21 protein-coding genes are annotated in these 18,575 nt (G+C 70.9%); 9 read left to right on the forward strand and 12 right to left on the reverse strand.

Going from position 1 to position 18,575, the window contains the following annotated elements; translation table 11 throughout:
* Positions 1–315 precede the first annotated feature (315 nt).
* The 5 genes from ACNF49_RS18595 to ACNF49_RS18615 all read left to right on the forward strand — a co-directional run bounded on the left by ACNF49_RS18595 (position 316) and on the right by ACNF49_RS18615 (position 2,321).
* Positions 316–561 (forward strand): hypothetical protein, encoded by a 246-nt coding sequence (locus ACNF49_RS18595; protein WP_482944487.1) that lies wholly within the window; start codon positions 316–318, stop codon positions 559–561.
* 36 nt (positions 562–597) lie between these two features.
* A complete protein-coding gene (locus tag ACNF49_RS18600) occupies positions 598–1,005 on the forward strand; it encodes a hypothetical protein (protein ID WP_482944488.1) in 408 nt (135 codons plus the stop codon).
* A gap of 59 nt (positions 1,006–1,064) precedes the next feature.
* Positions 1,065–1,247, forward strand: coding sequence for a hypothetical protein (locus ACNF49_RS18605; protein ID WP_482944489.1), 183 nt, complete (start codon positions 1,065–1,067; stop codon positions 1,245–1,247).
* A 324-nt stretch (positions 1,248–1,571) separates the two neighbouring features.
* On the forward strand, positions 1,572–1,733 hold the full coding sequence (locus ACNF49_RS18610) for a hypothetical protein (protein WP_357965277.1): 162 nt from the start codon (positions 1,572–1,574) through the stop codon (positions 1,731–1,733).
* A 219-nt stretch (positions 1,734–1,952) separates the two neighbouring features.
* Complete coding sequence (locus tag ACNF49_RS18615; RefSeq protein WP_482944490.1) at positions 1,953–2,321, forward strand: hypothetical protein; 369 nt, start codon at positions 1,953–1,955, stop codon at positions 2,319–2,321.
* A gap of 322 nt (positions 2,322–2,643) precedes the next feature.
* Here ACNF49_RS18615 and ACNF49_RS18620 read toward each other — a convergent pair whose 3' ends face one another.
* The 3 genes from ACNF49_RS18620 to ACNF49_RS18630 all read right to left on the reverse strand — a co-directional run bounded on the left by ACNF49_RS18620 (position 2,644) and on the right by ACNF49_RS18630 (position 4,805).
* On the reverse strand, positions 2,644–3,072 hold the full coding sequence (locus tag ACNF49_RS18620; RefSeq protein WP_482944491.1) for an RICIN domain-containing protein: 429 nt from the start codon (positions 3,070–3,072) through the stop codon (positions 2,644–2,646).
* A 259-nt stretch (positions 3,073–3,331) separates the two neighbouring features.
* Positions 3,332–4,315, reverse strand: a complete 984-nt coding sequence (locus tag ACNF49_RS18625; protein WP_482944492.1) for a hypothetical protein — start codon at positions 4,313–4,315, stop codon at positions 3,332–3,334.
* A 322-nt stretch (positions 4,316–4,637) separates the two neighbouring features.
* Positions 4,638–4,805 (reverse strand): hypothetical protein, encoded by a 168-nt coding sequence (locus ACNF49_RS18630; protein ID WP_357965270.1) that lies wholly within the window; start codon positions 4,803–4,805, stop codon positions 4,638–4,640.
* A 446-nt stretch (positions 4,806–5,251) separates the two neighbouring features.
* On the opposite strand from ACNF49_RS18630, the gene ACNF49_RS18635 reads away from it, so the two are divergent.
* Positions 5,252–5,728, forward strand: a complete 477-nt coding sequence (locus tag ACNF49_RS18635) for a VOC family protein (RefSeq protein ID WP_482944493.1) — start codon at positions 5,252–5,254, stop codon at positions 5,726–5,728.
* On the opposite strand, the gene ACNF49_RS18640 is transcribed toward ACNF49_RS18635, so the two are convergent.
* Genes ACNF49_RS18640 through ACNF49_RS18650 form a run of 3 tightly spaced genes read right to left on the reverse strand, consistent with a single transcriptional unit; the run spans position 5,721 to position 9,661 of the window.
* A complete protein-coding gene (locus tag ACNF49_RS18640; RefSeq protein WP_352359061.1) occupies positions 5,721–6,569 on the reverse strand; it encodes an ABC transporter permease in 849 nt (282 codons plus the stop codon). The genes ACNF49_RS18635 and ACNF49_RS18640 overlap by 8 nt on opposite strands.
* The gene (locus tag ACNF49_RS18645; RefSeq protein ID WP_482944494.1) at positions 6,566–9,193 is read right to left on the reverse strand and encodes an alpha/beta fold hydrolase; all 2,628 of its coding nucleotides are present in this window, start codon (positions 9,191–9,193) and stop codon (positions 6,566–6,568) included. The genes ACNF49_RS18640 and ACNF49_RS18645 overlap by 4 nt, the downstream gene beginning before the upstream one ends.
* 60 nt (positions 9,194–9,253) lie before the next feature.
* Positions 9,254–9,661 (reverse strand): PaaI family thioesterase, encoded by a 408-nt coding sequence (locus ACNF49_RS18650; RefSeq protein ID WP_482944495.1) that lies wholly within the window; start codon positions 9,659–9,661, stop codon positions 9,254–9,256.
* Positions 9,662–9,686: 25 nt separating this feature from the next.
* On the opposite strand from ACNF49_RS18650, the gene ACNF49_RS18655 reads away from it, so the two are divergent.
* Positions 9,687–10,997, forward strand: a complete 1,311-nt coding sequence (locus ACNF49_RS18655) for a cytochrome P450 (protein WP_482944496.1) — start codon at positions 9,687–9,689, stop codon at positions 10,995–10,997.
* 67 nt (positions 10,998–11,064) lie between these two features.
* A complete protein-coding gene (locus ACNF49_RS18660) occupies positions 11,065–12,249 on the forward strand; it encodes a hypothetical protein (protein WP_482944497.1) in 1,185 nt (394 codons plus the stop codon).
* Here the strand turns inward: ACNF49_RS18660 and ACNF49_RS18665 are convergent.
* Together ACNF49_RS18665 and ACNF49_RS18670 are read right to left on the reverse strand one after the other, a co-directional pair.
* The gene (locus ACNF49_RS18665; protein WP_482944498.1) at positions 12,207–13,256 is read right to left on the reverse strand and encodes a CopD family protein; all 1,050 of its coding nucleotides are present in this window, start codon (positions 13,254–13,256) and stop codon (positions 12,207–12,209) included. The genes ACNF49_RS18660 and ACNF49_RS18665 overlap by 43 nt on opposite strands.
* Positions 13,253–13,828, reverse strand: coding sequence for a copper resistance CopC family protein (locus tag ACNF49_RS18670; RefSeq protein ID WP_482944499.1), 576 nt, complete (start codon positions 13,826–13,828; stop codon positions 13,253–13,255). The genes ACNF49_RS18665 and ACNF49_RS18670 overlap by 4 nt, the downstream gene beginning before the upstream one ends.
* Positions 13,829–13,879: 51 nt before the next feature.
* Here ACNF49_RS18670 and ACNF49_RS18675 point away from each other — a divergent pair, with 51 nt between their 5' ends.
* Positions 13,880–14,641 (forward strand): class I SAM-dependent methyltransferase, encoded by a 762-nt coding sequence (locus ACNF49_RS18675; protein ID WP_482944500.1) that lies wholly within the window; start codon positions 13,880–13,882, stop codon positions 14,639–14,641.
* Positions 14,642–14,656: 15 nt separating this feature from the next.
* Here the strand turns inward: ACNF49_RS18675 and ACNF49_RS18680 are convergent, their stop codons facing one another.
* From ACNF49_RS18680 to ACNF49_RS18695, 4 genes are all read right to left on the reverse strand, one after another.
* Positions 14,657–15,454 carry an SDR family NAD(P)-dependent oxidoreductase gene (locus tag ACNF49_RS18680; RefSeq protein WP_482944501.1) on the reverse strand — a complete coding sequence of 266 codons (798 nt, stop codon included), beginning with the start codon at positions 15,452–15,454 and terminating at the stop codon, positions 14,657–14,659.
* On the reverse strand, positions 15,451–16,428 hold the full coding sequence (locus ACNF49_RS18685; RefSeq protein WP_357965244.1) for an AurF N-oxygenase family protein: 978 nt from the start codon (positions 16,426–16,428) through the stop codon (positions 15,451–15,453). The genes ACNF49_RS18680 and ACNF49_RS18685 overlap by 4 nt, the downstream gene beginning before the upstream one ends.
* A gap of 69 nt (positions 16,429–16,497) precedes the next feature.
* Positions 16,498–17,097: a TetR/AcrR family transcriptional regulator gene (locus ACNF49_RS18690; protein WP_498702654.1), complete on the reverse strand. Its 600-nt coding sequence runs from the start codon at positions 17,095–17,097 to the stop codon at positions 16,498–16,500.
* 11 nt (positions 17,098–17,108) lie between these two features.
* On the reverse strand, positions 17,109–18,458 hold the full coding sequence (locus ACNF49_RS18695) for a sensor histidine kinase (protein ID WP_482944503.1): 1,350 nt from the start codon (positions 18,456–18,458) through the stop codon (positions 17,109–17,111).
* Positions 18,459–18,575: the final 117 nt, after the last annotated feature.

Here is an 18,575-nt window from a genome sequence, read left to right on the forward strand (position 1 = left end):
CCTCGTCGAAGTGATCAACCTCCCCACCCGCTGAACCACACCCCCACCCCCTCCCCGCCGGACCCCCGGCGAGATCCTGTGACAGCCCGCCGCCGGTACGAGAGCTTCAGCCCATGCACCGCGCCTACATCACCGCCACCGAACTGTTCGACCAGCTCGGCCGGTCCGGCGTCGTGGTGGCCGACTGCGGCGCCTGCCAGGAGTGCAAGCTGCGCCGGGCTGGGTGTTGAGTCCGTACGGCGACCGCGACCCCATCAGCTACATGCGGGTTCAGCCGGAACCTGATGATGGAGGTCCCGGCAGACACTGCGACGGATGCAGGAAGACATCGACACGCCGTTCGATACCTTCGCCCCCGTCTCGACCTCGATCCCACGCATGTCACAGAGGAGCACGACGCAACGGCAGAGCGCGACGACGACTATTAGGCGGACAAGGAATCTTCAGCATCAGAAAAAGGAATCCGATAAAGCGGTTTCCGTCGTCGCGAAACCCTCAGACGAGAAACACGGGATTTTCGCCGGCGTCTTGACTGCCCATCCGCTGAAGGGCGCACCATGAAGAGACAGGCAGGAGACGAACAACGGGGGGAGTCTCATGCTCAGGAAAGCATTCGCCGTTGGGGCGCTGGTGGCGGCCACCACCTTGGCCTCGCCGGCGTTCGCGCAGGAGCAGCCCAGTCCAGCTCAAGCGTCCAGCACATCCACCGTCTGCACGTCCACCTCCGTATACGGCAAGCCATGCGAGTGGCGCGAAGGCAAGCACAAGCGATGCAAGTGGTGCCAGAACAAGAAGGGCGTCTACAAGAAGCAGTACTGCGAACAGAAGAGCGCGCCCGGAAAGGCACCCGAGTCGCCGAAGAAGGAAGAGAAGAAGGAAGGCATCCTCTGCAAGGGCGACCTTGATGAGGACGCAAAGCCGTGCCAGAGATGCGTTAACCAGCGGACCGGCAAGATATTCGGCTCGACCTGTAAGGGCGAGAAGTCTGGAGACCCTGCTCCCTAGCATCTGCCCTGCCAGTCCTCGGCACTCCGGGACATGAGCCTCCACCCACGGCAGGGCTCATGTCCCGGAGTGCAGACGTCGCCACTGCACTGACCTGTCTCAAGGTCGAGACGCTCAGCGACCTGCTGGCCTTCCCGGAGCATCCGGACCTGGCCGCCCTGTGGATCGAGGCCCACGCGGAGGGCGACGATTTCGGCGACCCGCACTTCCGTCCTCCCACCTCAGGGCGGGAAGACGCCTGACGAGCCGCCTCCGCGGGGCAAGGGGATGAAACCTCGCCTCGCGGAGGGCACCCCCCACCGCCTGAGCGGAGGCCCAGATGGCCGGCCGCCCTCCCGCGACCCACGCACTTACTGCGGCGCCGGTACCGCCAGACGCGGAAGCCGCCTACTGGACGATGGACGACGTCGCCGAGTACCTCGGCGTCAAGCGCGCCACCGTCCACACCTCCCAGAGCCGGTGTCCTGGTCAAGGAGGAGGATCCGGCGGTCCTCGATGAGAACGCCGGTGACTCGTACCTTCATCACCGGCGCACGGTACCCCTGCGACCCGCGCCAGCGGGGCGGTTGAACAGGCGAAGGTCGTGGTGGCCGCCGGAGGGCTGGGCACCCAGGTGCGCGCATGGGGGCTACCTGCCCAAGGAGTGCCTGCCGGTGGAGGGCACGCCCGGGATCGTTCGGCTGCTGGACGAGATCGCGGTGCTGGGCGAGGCCCGCGTCAGGCCCTGACCGGCGACGGGGGTGAGCGGTATCTACGGGCCGCGGGCCTGCCCGGGGCGGGCGGGCTGCCGGTCGCGGGGATGACAGTGGAATGGGTGGCCCAGGCGGGCACCTACGGGGCTCTGACCTCGCTGATCAATGGCGCCGACCACCTGGGCGGCGTGGGCGGGGAGCTGTTCGTGGCCTACGGCGACAACCTGCACCCCGGATGCGAACCCGCTCGGGCAGTTGCGCCAGGCGCTGCCGGGCGTGGCCGTGCTGGGCCGCCCCTACCGCAGGGAGCTGGCCCAGCTGCGCGGCGTGATGGCGACCGAGGCCGAGCCGGGCGGTCTGAGGCGTGTCATCGAGCTGGTGGAGAAGCCGGGCTCGCGGGCGGCTCAGGAGCTGGAGGCCCGCTATGGGGTGAGGAAGCTGCTGCTGGTGGAGGGGCGTGCTCGCGTGGACGGCGAGTTCGTGGACTTCGCCAGATCCTCCCGCTGTCAGGCAGGTACTGAGCCGCGGCTGTCGCTGGTCCTGGGGGAGTGGGCTCGCAGGCGGCCGGTGCGCGTAGTGGCCATCGCGAGCCTGGTGGTGGATCTGGGCGTCGCGGCTGGCTGATCACGGACACGGAGGAAGCCCAGGGCGCGGACGGTGGACCCTGGCCAGTTGCCGACCTCCGAACGGTGCGCGCGGTACTGCATCGACACCGCCGCGCCTGGGACGCCTTCGGGGACCGCGACCGCGCCGTCGACGCGCTGCTGCGGCCGAGCGGGCAGCCCCGGAGGAGGTCCGCCGGCCATCGGTCACCGCGATGCGGTACCAGCCCGGACGCGTCCCCCAACTGAGCTGGCGGCGCGCACGCAGAGCGCCTAGGGGGCGCGACCTGGAAGGGGTGTCCCGCTGCGCTGTTCCAGGACGCGCCCGCGTCCGCGTACTGGTGCTAGGGAACGGCCTTGAGGAGCCAGATTTCGTTCTCTTCGTGACCGGGTTCGGACTGCACCACGCGCGCGCCCGGGTCGGTGGAGGCGTTTGCGACTGCCAGCACCTTGCCTGAGTGCTTGGCGATGAGCCGGTAGACGCCCGCCTCGTGCTCCTTGAGGTACCAGATCTGGCTGGGGCTGCCGTTGATGCCCCACTGCATCGCGAAGTCGGCGTTCTGGTTCGCCAGGGTGACGTCGAGGGCCTTGCCGGAGTGTTCGGCGATGAACTTGTAGCCGCCCTCGGCGGGTTCCAGGCGGAAGATCTGGTTGGGCTTTCCGTGGGGAGTCCACTGGATCACCCAGCCACCGTCGGACATGTCGTATTCCATGATGTCGAGGGCGAGCCCGGACTTCTTGTTGATCAGGGTGGCTCGGGCCGGGATGTCCATGCGGTTCCTCTCGAACTGGAGCGGAGGTGGCGGTGCGCCGCCTTGTCTCCATAAGAGACGATCTCGCGCGGGAAATCACCCTTCGGCCATGACCGCTTGCGGACAGGGGGCTGCTGCAGGAAAGCGGCGGACTCTCACCCAGGGCTGGCGCGTGCTGAGTGGTGGCTGACGTAGGCCCCCGGGGGAGCGCTCTGAGCTTGGGGCTGCCCGGCGTGGGCGGGGGAGAGGCGGGCGCTCTGAATAACAGATGTACCGACATTCAAATTCGAGGATTTCTGAATTGCTGGGATGCCAGGCGAATACGTTTCAAGATCCCGATCTGTTGTCGCGTGGGTTCCTGCTGTCGTTCCTTGGCGGCCTGTTCGATCGCCCGCATGTCCAGGAGCCGTTCGACGTGAACGGAAACGAGCTCGGCGATCTCGGTGGCGCTGACCGTCTGCTCCGTGCGGTGTTTCGTGCGTACCTCCCAAGCTGCCTCACCAGCCCACGTAAGCAGGGAGAGAGCCGCACCGGTGAGGAGACCGGCCCAATAGAGGGACCGCTCGGCCGCCTTCTGAGCGGGCATGGAGGTGAAGTTCCCGTACTGTGCAGAAACGGCGCTGGTGCCGGTCGAATCGTAGGCGGATATCGGCGACAGGTTGATCGGCTTTGCCGTCGCCCGCCAATAGAGCCCGGGTCCCTTGTAGTCCGCGGAGATCACCTCGGGCTTGATGTTGGTGGCATCCTCGTCTGTGAGTTGAACGTTCCAGCTGGCTGAGATGGCGGCAACGGCGTCACGCTGCCCTTCGACGCTGAAACCGGGCAGATGCGCGCTGAGAGCAGGTCCGTTCCTGGCGAACAGGGGAGTCCTCAGCTTGCCGGTGATCCAGAACCAGCGGTCTGTCCCGCACGTCTCGCCGGCCAAGTGGGTGGTGAAGGATGTGGCCCCGGGCGTTTCGATGCTCGGTTCCTCCGTCTCCGTCGCCTTGACTGTCCCGCCGGAGAAATCAAGAGACTCGGTACGGAGATCCTTCAGGTAGATGGTCGTCGGCGTGCAAGGGGAACTGCTGCCCGGCTGGGCGGGGACCTCCGCCTGAAACTCCATGCGGAAATAGGAGGGGTTCTCCTCGGTCATGTAGAACTGAATGGAGATGTTCTTGGGGACGGTGCCGAGGTTGAGGTGAACCCCTCCTGAGTCGGGAACGCTGGGGAACGTGGTAATCGCGCTCTCGTACTCCCGTGTCCCGAGCAGCATCATGATCAACGCGAGCAGGGTAAGGGACACCGGTAGCCGCCACGGCCCGGTGAACAGCCGGGCCTCCTTGCTCCCTAACTCGCTGGGCTGAAGATCCGCCGCGTCCAGACCGTCATCGGCAGGCCCTGGACGACGAAAGACAGTGTGAGGCACATCAACAACATCCCCATCCCGCGATGGCGCGGTACGGCATGGCCGCGATCTGTTCTCATCGCGTGACATCTCTCAGCAAGAATGCGCCGCTGCTGCTCAGCGCGCTGTGTTGACACCTCATGGCCAGCGAGGCGTGCGCTAGCTTCGAACGCATCGCCGCTGGTTGTGGGCCGAACTCTCACCTCTCACCGAGGGAGAGCCGCTCGTGGATCAGTTCGAGCTTCCCCAGGACATCACCGCGCTGGGCGACGACGAGCTCGCCGAACTCCTGGACGGCGCGGTCGCCGCCTTCGACGCCAAGTCCCACGATCTGCCGCGACTGCACCGGCACGACCGTCTCCACCACGGACTACGCGCCCGACGGGTCACGCCGTACACGCCGGTCGAGGTGGTGGAATGCGGAGAGCGCCCGCCGAGCCTGCGCAAGCAGGTGTGGAACACCGTCCCGGTCGCCGCAGACCCAGCCGACCCGGCTGGGTCCACGTTCCGCCGACAGCGAGGACCCTGCCCAGACCGGCACGGTCCGGATGGCGGCCGGCGAACCGCCGGGCAACGGCTGTACCACCTCGCCGACCGCGCCAGTCTGGAACGCGCGCCGTCGCCTTCGTCATCGAACCAGATGCGCAGGGCCTCGCGGCTGGAGGATGCCCTTCCTGGACGTCTCAGACTTTTTTCAAAGATTCTTCGGGACGTGTGTCGATCCGCCCCCGTCCCGTTCGACGCGTCGATGAAAGGAAGGGGACGGGCACGGACCTGGCCCCCGCGACACGTCTCGAAAGGACGACCGGCGACATGCAGAAGATCACGACCTACCTGTGGTTCGACAACCAGGCCGAAGAGGCGGCCGAGTTCTACACCTCGATCTTCGCCGACTCCCGCATCCTGGATGTCCAGCGCTACCCCGAGGGCGGCCCCGGGCCTGCCGGGCAGGCCATGATGGTCTCCTTCGAGCTGGCCGGGCAGCGTTTCCTGGCCCTGAACGGCGGCCCGCAGTTCACCTTCACCGAGGCGATCTCCCTGTACGTCGACTGCGCCTCCCAGGAGGAGGTCGACGACCTGTGGGCCAAGCTCACCGACGGCGGCGAGGAGTCGCAGTGCGGCTGGCTGAAGGACCGGTACGGCCTGTCGTGGCAGATCGTCCCGAGGGCCCTTCCGGAGCTGATGAGCGTGCCGGACCCGGCCGCCGCCCAGCGGGTCATGCAGGCCATGCTGGGCATGCGGAAGATCGAGATCAAGGGCCCGGAGGACGCCGCCAAGGGCGTCAGCTGACCACGTCCTTGCGCCGGAACCTGCGGAAGGCGACGGCGATCAGGATCGCGGCATAGGTGATCGACACCGAGGCGCCCTTGGCCATCCCGCTCCAGTCGAGCTCGGGGGCCAGGGCGTCCAGCCACGCGTTGTTCCAGAACGTCGGCAGGAACTCGCGCAGCGTCCCAAGCGCCTCGACCGCCTGCAGGATGGTGCACACGATCCACAGGCCCACCGCCCCGCCCACCGCGCCGAGCGGCGAGTCGGTCACCGTGGAGACGAGGAACGCCAGGGCCGCCACCACGAGCTGGCTGACCAGGGCGTAACCGATCACGATGCCGAACCGGGGCAGCACGTCGAGCGCCGGGATCGTCTCGCCGGTGCCCGGCACCTGGATGTCGTGCCAGCCGAACGCGACCGTGCCGGCCAGCAACGCCATCAGCGGCAGGCAGATCACCGCCGCCGCGGAGAAGCCGAGCGCCACGATCAGCTTCTGGCGCAGCAGGCGGTCGCGGGGGACCGGCGCGGCCAGCAGGTAACGCAACGACGACCAGTTGGCCTCGGCGGCCACCGTGTCGCCGCAGAACAGGGCGACCGCCACCACCAGCAGGAAGCTCGCCGACACCGACAGGGCGAACGCCGCGAAGTTCAGGCCGCTCGCGGTGGCCAGGTCGCTGATCCGCACCGACGACTGCCCCTGGTTGCCGGACTGCGGCCCGAACTGGAACGCGATCACCAGCACCCACGGCAACGCCAGCAGCAGCCCGAACATGACCAGCGTCCGCCGCCGCTTGAACTGCCTGACGATCTCCACGCGCAGCGGCAGCGTGCGGCGCGGCGCGTAGCCCGGCGCGGCGGTCATGATCTGTCTCCGATGAGGTCGAGGAACACGTCTTCCAGGCGCGGACCGCCGTGCCCGTTGCCGTTGCCCGCCGCCGAGCTCAGCAGCCGCGACACCGGCCCGGTGGAGACCAGCCGGCCGCGATGCATGACGACCACGTGGCTGCAGGTCTGCTCGACCTCCGCCAGCATGTGGCTGGAGACGATCACGGTACGGCCGTCGCGCGCGTAGCGCTTGAGCACCTCGCGCATCTCCCTGATCTGGGGCGGGTCGAGGCCGTTGGTGGGCTCGTCGAGCACCAGCAGGTCGGGCAGGCCGAGCATGGCCTGGGCGATGGCCAGCCGCTGGCGCATGCCCTGGGAGTAGGTGCGCACGGCGCGGTCGAGCGCCTTGCCCAGGCCCGCGATCTCCAGCGCCTCCTCGAAGTGGGCGTCGGCGGCGGGGCGGCCGGTGGCGGCCCAGTAGAGCTCGATGTTGTCGCGGCCGGACAGGTGCGGCAGGAAGCCGGGGCCCTCCACGAACGAGCCCAGCCTGGACAACACGGGCGCGCCCGGGGTGACGGGGTCGCCGAAGATCCGGATCTCGCCGGAGTCGGGGCGGATCAGGCCCATCATCATCCGCATCGTGGTCGTCTTGCCGGCGCCGTTGGGGCCGAGGAGGCCGAGGACCTGGCCCTGTTCGACCCGGAACGACAGCCCGTCGACGGCCCGCTCGCCGTTGCGGTACGCCTTGGTCAGCCCGACGATCTCCAACGGCACCTCCCGGCCGCCGTCACCGCCCGGCGCCTGCGATGCCCCGTCACCGTCCGGGCTCACGCCGACGTCGGCCCTGGCAGCCGAGGCGCGGCCCGAGGGGCGGCCGGTGGCCAGCAGGACGGCGGCCGCGAGTACGGCGGCCAGGGGCATCGCCCACACCCACCAGGCCACCCCGGTCGGCGGCGCGGCGAGCGTGCGGACCGTGGGGACGGCCAGCGTGGGCGAGGCCAGGGAGACGCCGAACGCGGCGGGCTCGGCCGGGGTCGCGAACCCCATGTCCGTCGTGGTCACGACCAGCCGCAGCCGGTGGCCCACGGCGAACCGGTGGTCGACGGCCGGCAGGGTGACCGTGGCCTCGGCCGAGCCGGCCCCCTCGGGGATCGTGACCCGGAACGGCGCCACCAGCCCCGCCGGCAGCGCGGGCGGCTGGACGGCGTCGGCGACATCGTAGAGCTTGGCGAACAGTGTCGCCTGGCCCTTGCCCGACACCTTGACCTTGACGGTGGGGCTGCCGGTGAGCTGGAGCGGGGCGGTGAGCGGCGGCGACTCGAACGCCGCGCTCTGGCCGGGCATGTCGATGGACACCCCCGCGCCGCCGCCCTGGCCGCCCAGCAGCCCCCCGACGCCGGGAACCGTCGAGATCGAGGCAGGGGCGCCGCCGGGCGGGTTGACGACGTTCTGCTCGGGGCCGGCGAGCTGCACCGTGGTGGTGTCGGTGCCGGCCAGGCCGGGGTAGGCGGCGGCCTCGGGGTGGAGCCTGATGCGCTGGCGGGTGCCGGGGTCGCGGCCGCCGTCACGGGTGACGGTGAACGCGCTCACCGCGGGCGCGGCCTCGCGCTTGAGGTGGCGGGCGAACCAGGCCGAGGACTGGTCGTAGAGCCAGTCGGCCTCGCCGTTGCCGCCGTCGTGCCCGCCGTCGAACCAGGCCATGCTCACCGGCGTGCCGGCGGCGGCGATGGCCCGGGCGTTGGCGTCGGCGTGGGCGAGCGGGAACAGGGAGTCGCGCTGGCCCTGCAGGAGCAGGGTGGGCGCCTTGATCCGGCCCGCCACGGTGACCGGGCTGGATCTGCGCAGCAGCGCGACGGCCTCGGGCGTCGCCCGGCCGTCTTCGGCGACCTGCTGGTAGATGTCACAGATCGCCGGCAGGAAACGGCCGCACCTGGCCTGCTCGACGGTCAGCGGGGCGGCGGCGGACTCGCGGCGGGACTGGGCGGCGAAGGTGTCGAGGGAGACGCCCTGGCCGAAGAAGATGCCCGCCCACATGCGCTTGAAGACGCCGTCGGCCACGCCCTGCCCGATCGCGGACTGGGCGCCCGGACCCGGGGCGGATCCGCCGGCGGCGTTGGGGAAGAGGGCGTCGGCCAGGTCGGCCCAGGTGATCTGCGGGACGATGGCGTCGACCCGCTGGTCGAAGGCGGCGGCCATCAGGGCGATGGCCCCGCCGTACGAGCCGCCCGTGATGCCCACGCGAGGGTCGCCGGCGGCGTCGAGCCGCACCTCGGGCCGCTTGGCCAGCCAGTCGACGAGCTGCTTGACGTCTTTGACCTCGTAGTCGGGCGAGTTGAGCGCGATCTCGCCCGTGGAGCGGCCGAAGCCGCGCGCGGACCAGGTCAGCACGGCGTAGCCGTCCTGGGCCAGGCGGGCGGCCTGCCGGCGGACGCTCTGCTTGCTGCCGCCGAACCCGTGGGCGACCAGCACGGCGGGCGCCTTCCCGCCGCCGGCGGGCGGGAAGAACGTGGCGTCGAGCTCCACCCGCTGGTCGTCGGCGGGCCCGTCGACGACCGTGATCCGCTGGTCCTGACCGCGCGCCTCCGCGGCGGACGGCCACACCAGCCACGTCGTCACCCCGATGACGGCGAGCACCGCGACCAGCGCGGCCACACGTTTCATGGCGGTGAGCCTACTTTCCGCACCTGAGAGATCCCTGAGACGGCCGTCGCCGGGCGGCCGTCAGCCGAGGATCGCGTAGACGGTCGAGGCGTGCGCGGCCGGGTCGCCGTCGCCGTCGGGCGTCAGCGTGACCTCCGAGAAGGCCAGCGAGCGCCCCAGCTTGGTGACGCGCACGTCGAGCAGCACGTCGCGGCCCACCACCGGCCGCTGGAACGTGGTCGACTGCTGCACGGTGGTCATCGGCACGAACCCGCCCCTGGCGGAGGAGATCGCGACGACGGTGGCGGTGTCGGCGGCGGCCATCATCGCCTGGCCGCACAACCCGCCGCCGTCCCTGGCCAGCGAGTCGGACCAGGGGAGCCGGACGACGGCGTGCCGCTCGCCCACCTCCTCCACCCGCAGCCCGAGCTCCTGGATCCAGGGAGCGAAGTATTGCTGGAGAATCGCCTGTGCGTCTTCTGGAGTCACGCGCTCATCATGCACGCTGTAGGGCATGGCGGAGGAGCGGAGCGAGCGTCCTGTGGACAACTCGACGGAGGGGGAGGCGCGTGACCTGGCCGAGGTGTTCCTGCCGTCCACCTACGCGGCGGACGTCCCCTACAACCTGTATGCCCGGCTTCGCCGGGAGAGCCCGGTCTGCTGGATCCCCGAGCCGGCCGTCGGCCCGTGGCGCGAGGGGCCCGGCTACTGGGGCGTGTTCCGGCACGCCGACGTCAAACGGGTGCTGCGCAGCCCCGACGACTTCTCCTCCCACCTCGGCGCCACCCAGATCCGCGACCCCGACACCCCTGCCGACCTGGAGTTCGTCCGGTCGATGATGCTCAACATGGACCCGCCCGACCACTCCAGGCTGCGGCGGATCGTGGCGGCCGCCTTCACGCCGCGAGCGGTCCGCGCCCTGGAACGCACGATCAAGGACCGGGTGGCGGCGCTGCTCGCGCCCGGCGAGTGCGACTTCGTCGAGGTGGCCGCCGACCTGCCGGTCTGGACGCTGGCCCACGTGATGGGCGTGCCCGAGCAGGACAGGCGGCTGCTGTACGACTGGGCCTCCCGCGTCATCGGCTACCAGGACGACGACTACGCCGGCCTGTCCACGGCCGAGGTCGAGTCCCTGAGCCCCGTGGGCCGCCTGGCGGTCGCCGCCCGTCCCGAGCTCGAACCGGGCATGAACCCCAGGTCGAGGGCCGCGCTGACGGACATGTTCGCCTATGCCCACGCCCTGGCCGACACCCCACACGAGTCCGTCATGTCCGCCATGAGGAAGGGCGGCCTGACCGGGGCCGAGTTCGAGAACATGTTCTTCCTGTTCGCCGTCGCCGGGAACGAGACCCTGCGCAACGGCATTCCCGGCGGCCTGCTCAGCCTGCTCCGCCACCCCGCCGAGCTGGCCCGCCTGCGCGCCGACCCGTCGCTGCTGGAGTCCGCGGTGGAGGAGATGCTGCGCCACTGGCCCCCGGTGATGGACTTCCGCCGTACGGCCACCCGCGACCTCACGCTCGGCGGCCGGCGCATCCAGGCGGGCGAGAAGGTGGTCGTCTACCACGCCTCGGCCAACCGCGACCCGGCCGTCTTCGCCGACCCAGACCGCTTCGACGTCGGCCGTACCCCCAACGACCACGTCAGCTTCGGGTTCGGACCGCACTTCTGCCTCGGCGCCCACCTCGCCCGCGTCCAGCTCCGCGCGGTCTTCACCGAGCTGCTCGCCTGGGACGTCGAACCCGCCGGCCCCCCGGTACGCCTCACCTCCAACTTCCAGAACGGCCTCAAACACCTCCCGGTACGCCTGACCCGCCGCCCGGCCTGAAGGCCGCCTCAGTCGGACAAATAGGACATCTGAGACCGATGGGCCGGATGACCGTAAGATTTGCGCCGTGAAGTCACCAGCATCGTTCAAGAAGGCCGCAGCGTGGGCCTTGCCGTACTGGACCAGAGGCCAGGCGGGGCGCGAGACGCCGCAAGACCTGTTCCGGGTGCTCTACTTCGGATGGCTGGTGGCGCTCACGCTCAAGCTCCTCGGCTCGGCCTGGGACGTCTCGTGGCACTTCAAATGGCTGCGCGACGACCTCGCCCCGCCCCACCTGCTCAACTCGGCCGGCACCGCGCTCGTCGTCGTCCTGACCGTCGTCCACGGCTACACCGGCTACGGCGTCGACAAGGCGGCGCTGCGGCTCATCCAGTGGGGAACCGGGATCTTCCTCGTCGCGGTGCCGCTCGACCTGATCAACCACCGCGTCAACGGGCTCGACATCACCTCGTGGAGCCCGTCGCACATCATGCTCTACGTTGGAACGTTCTTCATGATCATGGGTGTGATCAGGGGCTGGTTCATGGGCGCGCCCCCCGGCCGGGAGCGCACCGTCGTGCTGGGCGCGTTCCTCGCGTTCTTCCTGGAGAACGTGCACTTCCCCGAGCAGCACCAGGAGTACGGCATCCTGTCGCTCGGCGCCTGGGACAACCAGGCCACCTACGCCGAGCCGATCCTGCTGCGCTTCGCCGCCGACCAGATGGGCCGTCCGATCGACCGGATCATGATGAGCGGGTTCACCCTGCCCGTGCCCGACTACCTCTACCCGGTCTTCGCCGTCGTCGGCGGGCTGTCGGTGCTGGTCGCGGCCAGGCTGCTGATCGGCAGGTTCGGCGCGGCGACGCTGGTGGCCGGCGCGTACGTCGGGTTCCGCACGCTGATCTGGCCGCTGCTCACCTTCGGCGGCTTCCCGCCGTCGGCGGTGCCGTTCTTCTTCGTGGCGGCCGGGCTGCTGGTCGACCTGGCGTTCCTGGTGCGCGTCCCGGCCGTGCGCGCCGTCGTGGGGGCGGTCGTGGTGACCGCCGGCGCCTACGGCGCGCTGGCCGTGCAGAACGCGGCCATGGGCCCGGTCTACGGCGCGATCAAGGGCCAGACCGGCCTGTACGGAGCCCCGCCCCTGGTCACGTCGTCGGCCCTGTGGGCCGGGCTCGGCCTGCTGGCCGCCTGGCTGGCCGCCGAATGGCTCGCCGGGCGGCGCGACCGGCGGCCTCAGCCGATCGAGGCCCGGGTGATCGCGACCGCCACCCCGTAGGCCAGCCCCATCACGCCCACCTCGGCCGCCGTCCAGCTCACCAGGGCGGTGGCCCCGCCGCGGCGGATCACCGGCAGCAGGCGGAAGCGGATGTGGGCGGCCAGCGGCACCAGCAGCGCCACCAGCGCCGTCTTGATCACGACGAGCACGCCGTAGTGGCTGGTCACGATCGCGCCGGGCAACTCGACGCCGGGCGTGAGCGCCATCGTGCCGAGCCCCGTGACCAGCCCGGACAGCGCGACCAGGAGCAGGCAGACGGTGGCCATCCTGGAGAACTTCGGCAGCGCCACGGCCAGCAGCCCCCGGTGGGGGGCGACGAACACGGCCGTGGCGGCCAGGCCGCCCGCCCAGGCCGCCGCGCCCATCACGTGGATCTCCATCGAGATCATGATGGGGTCGTGCCACACGGAGTTGACCGCGTGCCCGGTGACCGGGATGGGCAGCAGCCCGAACAGCGCCACGATGATCCGCAGCTCCGCGGGCACCTTCTCGCCGAACCTGACCGCCATCAGCCCGATGCCCGCCGCCGCCAGCGCGCACGCCGCGCTGAACAGCAGCCCCTGCCCGGTGCCGACCTCCTCGACGTAGGAGGCGATCAGGCCGAACGTGGGCACCCGGCCCGGATTGAGCTCGGCCGTCTGGAACACGATGGTGAGCAGCGCGCAGATCGCCCACGCCCAGGCCGCCAGCACGGCGAGCGGACGCACCCGGCGCAGGACCGGCTCGGTGGCGTCGGGGTCGTCGAAGCCGAGCAGCTTGGGCACCAGGCTCAGCCCGACCACGGCGACGGCGGCCAGGTCGAGCAGCACCCGGACGACGGGCAGGCCGTAGGCCACGACCGGCCCCGGCATGGGGATGCCCGGCACGGACTCCTGCGCGGTGAGCGTGGACGCCGCCACGGCGGCGACGATCCCGCACACGACGAAGGCCCCGGCGACGAGCCGGCCGCCTCCGACATGCTGCCCGGAACGGGAGGAACCGGAACGGGAGGAAACGGTGGCGGTCACGCCCGCGTGCCCTCCGACTCCAACTCCGACTCTGGAGAGGCGGGATCGGGGGCCGGGGCGGCGCGGCGGAGGGCGACGGCGGTGCCCGCGGCCAGCAGCAGCAGCGCGGCCACGATCCACACGACCGCCATGCCGGCCCCGCCGTTGGCCGCCGCCTCGGCCGCCTCCGCGCTGTCGCCCTGCTCGGACTGCCCGGCCGAGACGCCGGTGGCGGAGGCGGCCATGGTGAAGCTGATCTTCCCGGTCACCGGATGGCCGTCGGAGGACAGGATCCGGTAGCCCACCACGTACGAGCCGCCCGCGGGCAGCGGCCTGACCTTGACGGAGACCCGCTCGGCGGCCACCTCCGCCGCACCGTCGGCCCACGAGGAGCCGTCCGCCCCCGTCACGCCCACCTGCGCGTAGCCCTGGCGGACCGCCTGGTCGAACACCAGCGTCACCCGCGCGGGCGAGGCGGACAGCGTGGCGCCGTCCTTCGGATCGCTGCCGACCAGCACGTTGTGCGCCTGCGCGGGAAGGGCGAACCCGACCGCGGCGCACGCGAGCAACAGGACCGTGAGTAGCCGCCTCACCGATCAAAACCTTCCATCGAACGAGTCTCGAACCCGTATATGGTCCCACCCATGACGGACCTCTTCGGCGGCGCGGCGCCCTACTACGCCAAGTACCGGCCCGGGCACGGCGATCCGGCCATCGACCGGCTGGCCCGTGCGTTCGGCCCGGACGGCGTCGTGCTCGACCTCGGCTGCGGCCCGGGGACGATCGCGATCCCGCTGGCCGGGCGGGTGCGCGAGGTGCTGGCCGTGGATCCCGACGAGGAGATGCTGGCCGAGGGGCGGCGGCTGGCGGCGGGCGTGCCAGGCGTCCGCTGGTTGCGCGGCGACTCGACGACGTTGCGGGAACTGCCGCCGTTCGGTCACGTCGTGATGGGCCGGTCGTTCCACTGGATGGACCGCCGCGCGGTGCTGGCCGACCTCGACGCGCTGCTGCCGCCGGGCGGCGTCGTCGCCCTCGTCGGCCCCACCCGCGACCCCGTCGAGGAGCCGTGGGAGCCGGTCATGCGCCGGGTGCGCGAGGAGTTCGGGGTGAACACCTGGACGGCCGCCGGCTCCTTCCAGCAGACCGGCGAGCACCACCACGACGTGCTGGCCGCCTCGCCCTTCGCCGACCTGGAGGCGAGCCGGTACGAGCACCGCCTCGCCTACGACCTCGACGCCGTGCTCGGCCTGCAGCTCTCCTACTCCTACACGGCCCCGGCCAGGCTGGGCGACCGCCTGCCCGCGTTCGTCGAGGCGGCCAGGGCCGCCCTGCTGGCCGCCGAGCCGTCGGGCCGCTGGGAGCTGACGACGACCACCGAGGTCCTCATCGCCCGCCGTCCCGAATAGCCCGGCGGCCGGGGCTCAGCGCCGGGTGAGCCGCCGGACCGCGAGGCCCGCCACCCGTACCGCCGCCGACGGCCACAGCCGGGCGGCGCGCCAGGCGATCCGCCCCGAGGCGGGCGCCACGATCAGCGCCTTGTTCCTGGCCACCCCGCGCAGGATGTCTTCGGCCAGCGCGTCGACGGGATAGAGCCGCCCCTGCGCCCGCACCGCCGCCCGCCTGGCGTGGGCGGCGATCTCGTTCTGCGGCAGCCCGGGGTTGGCGTGGTCGAGCAGCGGCGTGTCGATGAACCCCGGGCAGATCACGCTCACCCGCACCCCGTACGCGGCCGCCTCGGCCCGCAGCGCCAGCGAGAGCCCGACCACGGCGTGCTTGCTCGTCGTGTACGGCAGCATCAGCGGCGCGGGCACCAGCCCGGCCAGCGAGGCGGTGTTGACGATGTGCCCGAACCCCTGGTCCACCATGATCGGATAGGCCGCGTGCACGCCGTGGACGACGCCGCGCAGGTTCACGTCGATCGTCCGGTTCCAGTGGTCGAGCGTCAGCTCACGGGTGCGGCCGCCGACCGCGATGCCGGCGTTGTTGAACAGGAAGTCGAGCCGCCCGCGTTCGGCCTTCACCCGCGTGACCAGCGCGGCCACGGCCTCGGCGTCGGTGACGTCGAGGCGGGCGAACTCCAGGCCGAAGTCGGCGGCGGCCTGCTTGCCCGCCTGCTCGTCGACGTCGGCGATCACCACCGCCACGCCCCTGCTCCGCAGCTCGCGCGCCACCGCGCGGCCGATCCCGGAGGCGCCCCCGGTCACCACCGCGACCTTCACCGGCGCGGCTCCGCCCATATCCCCATGGCCTGCCAGACCTTCCTGCTGACGACGTTGAGGAGCCCGATCTCGGCGCACAGCTCGCGGGTCCTGCCGACCGAGTCGCGGATCTCCCGCCGGGCGGCCGGGTTGTCGCGGTAGATCTCGGCCACGACGCCGGCCGGGACGCGGAAGTGCCTGATCATCGGGCCGGGCGGGGCGAGCATGATGCGGGCCATCACGCCGAGCACGACCGGCGAGATCACGCTCAGCAACATCCGCCGGTGGCGGGGCATGCGCGGCACCCGGCTGCGGAGGTAGTGGCGGGCGAAGGAGATGTGCCTGGCCTCCTCCGCGATGTGGATGCGCATGATCGTCTCTTCCAGCGGATGGTGGGCCCGGCCGTCCTTCAGCACCTTACGCTGCACGTGGTCGATCGGGTCCTCGCCACCCAGGACGAAGACGAAGAACAGCTCGGTGGAGATCAGCGGGATCCAGGGCGCGATCTGGGCGACCAGGGACAGCGGCCGCGGCATGCCGCGGATCGGGAGCTTCGTACGGTTCACGAACTCCTGGAACATCATCCCGTGATGTCCCTCTTCGATGGTCTCGTGGTAGACGTACCGGAACTCGGGGGAGCCGTTCGGCAGGCGGTAGGCGTAGTTGAGCAGGCCGCGCTTGAGCAGGTTCTCGAACTGCAGGCCGATCTTCATGGCGGTGGCCACCCGCCACAGGCCGATCCTGGCGCGGACCTCGGGGGAGCGGCTGCGGTACCAGGGGTGGCCGCCCAGCTTGTCGACCTCGGGCAGCTCCCAGCGCGGGTCGGCCTGGTCCACGCGGAACTCCGGGTCGTCCCACGGGATGTCGCGGTAGGGCTCCCAGTGTTTGTCGACCGACGCCTTCGACAGGCGTTCGATGACCGCTTCGTAGGCGGTGCGGTCGGCGACCCTCTCGTCGTTCTCGCCGGCGGTGGTAGAGCTCGGTGCGGATGTCATCGCGGGTGCTCCTCTCCTCGCCCCAGCAATTGTACGAAGGATCCAATAGGCGTGGAAGAGGGGCCCGGGTCACAGGTTCTCGACGGGCAGCCCCAGTTCTCCGGCGACCGCCGTACGCAGCAGGACGGCGGCCCGGCGGCGCGAGAGCACGTGGGGATGCACGTGGGTCTGGACCGCCAGGCCGTCGATGAGCGCGAAGATCCGCCAGACCGCCTCCTCGGGATCGCCGCAGGCGAACGCGCCCGAGCGCACGCCGTCCTCGATGATCGACCGCAGTAGCGAGCGGCTGCGCGCGTCGATCCGGCGGGAGATCTCCTCCAGCTCCGCGCTGCGCATCGCCTCGGCCCAGGCGTCGATCCACAACCGCCACTCGTCCGAGGGGATCGCCGGCGAACAGCGCCGCAGCAGGGCGCGCAGCCGTTCGAGCGGGCCGGCGGGGGAGTCCTCGATGTCGGACAGCGCGTCGAGATGCAGCCTGGCCGCATAGCCGAACGCCTGCGCGAACAGCCCGTCCTTGGTGTCGAAGTGGTAGAAGAGCAACGCCTGGCTGACGCCCGCCGCGCGGGCGATGTCCAGGGTCCGGGTGTGACCGAACCCCTGCTCGGCGATCACTTCGCAGGCCGTCTTGAGGAGGTCTTCGCGCCTTAATCGGCTGAAACTGGGTGTCACAGCGAGTAACTCTAACTACTGATCAACGGTATTTGTAGGACAAACCGGGCGCCGCGTTCGGAGGGCTCGATGGTGAGCGTGCCCTCGTGGGCCTCGGCGATCTCGCGGGCGATGGGCAGGCCGAGCCCGGTGCCGCCGGCGTCGCGGCGGCGGGAGTCGGCCAGGCGGATGAACCGCCGGAAGACGGCTTCGCGCTGGTCGGGGGCGATGCCGGCGCCGTCGTCGAGCACCTCCAGCACCGCCTGTCCCTCGTGTTCACCCACAGTCACAGTGATCATGGTATCGGCGTGCCTCTCGGCGTTGTCGAGCAGGTTCGCCAGCAGGCGGGACAGGCGCAGCGCGTCGCCCTCGACGACCACGCCCGAGCGCAGCCGCGTCTCCACCAGCTTGCCCTCCGGCCGGCGGAGCAGCTCCTCCCGCACCAGCCTGGCCAGGTCCACCGGCTCCCGGCGGCCGGGCGCGCCGGCCTCCAGCCGGGACAGGGTCAGCAGGTCGCCGACGATGTTCTGCAGGCGGTCGAGGCCCTCGATCACGCGGCGGCCGGTCCGGGGCCAGTCGGCCTCCTCGGGGACGAGCATCGCCTCCTCCACCTGCGTGCGCATGGCCGCGATCGGGCTGCGCAGGTCGTGGGAGGCGTCGGAGGCGAACCTGCGCTGCTGCTCCACCGCGCGTTCGAGCCGGTCGAGGGTCTCGTTCACGGTACGGGCGAGGTCGTCGAGCTCGTCCCGGTGCCGTCCCCTGGGCACCCGGCGGCCGAGGTCGGTGGCGGTGATCTCGGCCAGCTCGTCCTTGATCGCCGAGACCGGGGTCAGCGCCTTGCGCGCGGTCAGCCAGGCCACGCAGGCCGTGACGGCGGCCAGCAGCAGCACGCCGAGCGCGGTGGCCGGCGGGTACCAGGGGCTGATGTACCAGGGGAGCTCGGGGGTGTAGGCGTAGATCATCCAGGGTCTGCCGCCGACGTGCGCCCGGAAGCCGACGGTGATCAGGCAGTGGACGCCGCGCACCCGGTTCGTGCAGGCCGTGGTGTCGAGGCGGGCGTCGGTGCCGGTGGCGGTGCTGGTGCTCAGCGGCGGCTGCCCCGTCAGGCGGGGGCTGGCCTGCCGGATCCGGCCGTCCGTGTCGACGACCTGGATGAGGTCGGTGCCCTCGGTGGCGGCCACGGGCCGCAGGCGGCCGGGGGCGTCCCGCTCGACGACGAAGGCGATGCGGCGCGCGGCGCCGGCGGTCTGGTCGGTGAGGAAGCCGGTGGCCATCGTGTGCACGATCGGCGTGACGAGGAGCGCGGTGACGCCGTAACCCGCCAGCGCGCACAGCAGGGCGGCCAGCGTCAGCCGCCGTTGCACGGACCAGCGTCTGAACATGAGCACGCATCCCTCCGATGACCAGATGATCACAGGAGGCGGGAACGGTCCTAATTAGCGGCCTTTCGGCGACAAATGCCGCCGAAAGGCCCTCCAGAGCATTGCTCTATGCGTGCC

The sequence above is a fragment of the Actinomadura sp. ATCC 39365 genome (assembly GCF_054392275.1).